Source organism: Streptomyces prasinopilosus, from assembly GCF_001419695.1.
Classification (GTDB): Bacteria; Actinomycetota; Actinomycetes; order Streptomycetales; family Streptomycetaceae; genus Streptomyces; species Streptomyces prasinopilosus.
This window is the reverse complement of sequence record NZ_LIRG01000983.1, coordinates 1-2,725: the sequence shown is the minus strand read 5'-3', so window position 1 is coordinate 2,725 and position 2,725 is coordinate 1. Positions and strand designations below refer to the sequence as shown.

Sequence of the window (2,725 nt, the reverse complement as noted above, 5' to 3'; positions counted from 1 at the left end):
CACGCCGCCGGCCGCCGGCGAGGAGCAGCCCCAGCTCGCCGAGACCGGCAGCGACAACGCGCTGCTGGCCTCGGGAGCCGGCGCGGCCCTGCTCGTGGGCGGGGCACTGCTGTACCGCCGGGGACGGGCAGCCGCCCGCGGCTAGCGGTCCCCGGACGCCGAGGTGCCGGACTCCGTCCGTCCGGCACCCGCGACCCCGCCGGCCGCACACGCCCCCGGGCCGGTCCGGGCCACCCCTTCGAGGGTGCCCGGACCGGCCCGGGGGCGCCGTGCCGTACGGAGGCGGGCGAGGACCCGCCGGGGCGAGCGGGGGACGGGGCGGGCCGCCGCGGCCGGTTCGCCGGCAGCGGCCCGGAAGGGTCCCGCGGAACGCCGCCTCAGCCGCGCACCGGCGCCGGCGACCCGGCCCGGCTGCCGTCCGAGGGACCGGGAACCGCCGCCCCGCGCGGCGGAGTCGCCCCGAGCCGCCGGCACACCCCCCGGACCAGCGTCGGCGCCGTGAACGTCGCGCCGTGGACGAAGCGCATGGCCGGACCGAAACCGGAGGCGGTCACCAGACCCGCGAGGAACAGACCGGGATGCGACGACTCGAAGCCGCGCCCGGTCGCCGGGGAACCGTCGGGCAGGACCGCCAGCGCCCCGCGCAGCTCGGCGCAGAGCAGGCCGAGCCGGTCGCGCTGCGCCCGGAACCCCGTGGCCGCGATGACGTGCTCGGTCTCCAGGGCCCCCGCGGCGCCCTCGCGGTTCACCGTGTCCAGCCGCACCCCGCCCGGCACCGCACGGGCCGCGGTGACCTCGTGGCCCGGCAGCACGTCCACCGCCCGCTCCACCCGGTCCCGCACCCACCACGCACCCGCCGGACCCAGGGCCGTCCCCGCGACCCGGGTCCGGGTCCGCTGCGGCAGCCGCCGGAAGAGACCGGGACGCTCCGCGTAGAACCAGTTCCGCCAGCCGGGGCCCAGCCCGCTGTGGGGGGAACGGACCGCCTGCCACCAGGGCCGCTCCCAGGGCGGCGGCACCTCGTTCCACACCAGCCGCTCCGCCCGCGCCAGCACCCGCACCCGCGTGCCCTGCTCGGCGAGCAGCGCCGCGGTCTCCAGGGCCGCCTGGCCGCCGCCGATCACCGTGACGTCCCTGCCGCGGAACTGGCCGAGGCCGCTGTGGTGGCTGCTGTGCGTCACCAGGGAGGGGTGCAGCCCGCGCAGGGCCGGCGGGACCTCGATGAACGGCATCACCCCGACCGCCAGCGCCACCGTCCGAGACCGCAGCACCTCCCCGTCCGCCGTCACCACCGTGAAGCCGCCGGAGTCCGGGGACACCCGGGCCACCACGCGCTCGTCCACGTCCGGCACGGCGTGGCGCGCGAACCACAGGCCGTACGACGCGAACTCCTCCACCGGGATCGGCTGGGCGTGACGCGCCGTCAGCCCCCGTTCCCCGCAGTACGCGGCCAGGGTCCGGCGCCCCTCCGGATCCGAGAGGTTCGACGCCCAGGGCTCCGACTTCAGGAACATGCCCCCGGGCATGTGGTCCCGCCAGGACGCCATGGGCCGGCCGAACACGCGCAGGCGCAGACCGGCGGCCGCGGCGTGGGACGCGATCGACAGACCGTACGGGCCGGCACCGACCACCAGGAGGTCGTACATCATCAACTGCTCGCTTTCTCGTCGTCGGTCGGGGAGGGGGAGGCGGCCCGGGGGACCACGGGAGACGGCGCCGCGGCGCCGCCGCCCAGCCGCTCCCGCAGCCGGCCGGACACGTGACGGGCCCACAGCGGCCACACCGCCCGTCCGGGAGCCCGGTCGTCCGGGGCGTACCAGGCCAGCTCGCGCCCGCCCGGCGCCGCGCGCAGCACGGCGAACGGCGCGTGGTTCTCCACCACGAAGGACCGCCCGGCCACCGGGTCCCCGTACGGCAGCGGACGGCCCGTCAGGTCCAGGTGCAGGGCGCGCACGACGTCCAGGCCGGCCCCGTCCTCGAAGAGCCGGAACTGGGCGCCGGGACGCGGATTGAAGTCGAGCAGGTGGTAGCGGCCCGTCGCGTGGCAGCGGCGGAAGTCGAGGTCGAAGACGCCGCGGTAGCCCAGTTCACCGGTGAGCCGCTCGGCCAGGGCCCGCACCCGCGGATTGGGCACCCAGGTGCCCACCGCGGTCGACCCCGCGCCCCGCGGCCGGGCCAGCCGTTTGACGCCCGGCCCGCCGGCGCGCACGGCACCCGAGTGGTCGGCGTAACCGTGGAAGAACCAGTCCCGGTCCGGGCCCGGCGGCAGGTACGCCTGCAGCAGGAGCCGACTGCCCGCCTCCGCCCCGCGCAGGTACAGCTCCCGGGCCTGCCGCGCGGAACGCAGCAGCACCGTGCTGCGCAGTCCGCGGCCGGCCGGCAGCAGCCAGGGCCGGCTCCACTTCGCCACCACCGGCAGCCCGAGCCGCGTCGCGTCGGCGGCCGCCCGCTCCGGACCGTCGGGAACGAGCGTCTCCGGGTGCGGGACGTCCGCCGCCGCGCACACGGCGGCCAGTTCCGCCTTGTCGGCGACGCGTTCGGGCAGCGTGCCCGGCATCACCGGCAGCAGGTAGGAGGGAGCGAGGACGTCCCGCAGACGCCCCGCCGCGATCGCGCTCGCGTCGTCCATCGGGACCAGCACGGCAGGACGCGCGATCCGGCCGGCGACCCGGCGCAGCACGGCGAGGACGTCGTCCGCGGACGCTCCGGGCGGCGGTGGGGCGTG

3 protein-coding genes are annotated in these 2,725 nt (G+C 78.2%); 1 reads left to right on the top strand and 2 read right to left on the bottom strand.

Annotated elements, in window-relative coordinates; all coding sequences use genetic code 11:
- The coding region (locus tag AOK18_RS31575) for an LPXTG cell wall anchor domain-containing protein (protein ID WP_157865293.1) at positions 1-145 on the top strand (145 nt) is incomplete at its 5' end.
- A 232-nt stretch (positions 146-377) separates the two neighbouring features.
- Here AOK18_RS31575 and AOK18_RS29340 read toward each other — a convergent pair.
- Positions 378-1,646 carry an FAD-dependent oxidoreductase gene (locus tag AOK18_RS29340; protein ID WP_055696278.1) on the bottom strand — a complete coding sequence of 423 codons (1,269 nt, stop codon included), beginning with the start codon at positions 1,644-1,646 and terminating at the stop codon, positions 378-380.
- Between the two features lie 2 nt (positions 1,647-1,648).
- Positions 1,649-2,725, bottom strand: a 1,077-nt coding sequence (locus tag AOK18_RS29335; RefSeq protein ID WP_055696276.1) for a hypothetical protein, incomplete at its 5' end; no start/stop codon positions are given.

Bases quoted from the DNA above. Each gene is read 5' to 3' on its own strand.
- AOK18_RS29340 (WP_055696278.1), bottom strand. From the start codon at position 1,646: ATGTACGACCTCCTGGTGGTCGGTGCCGGCCCGTACGGTCTGTCGATC.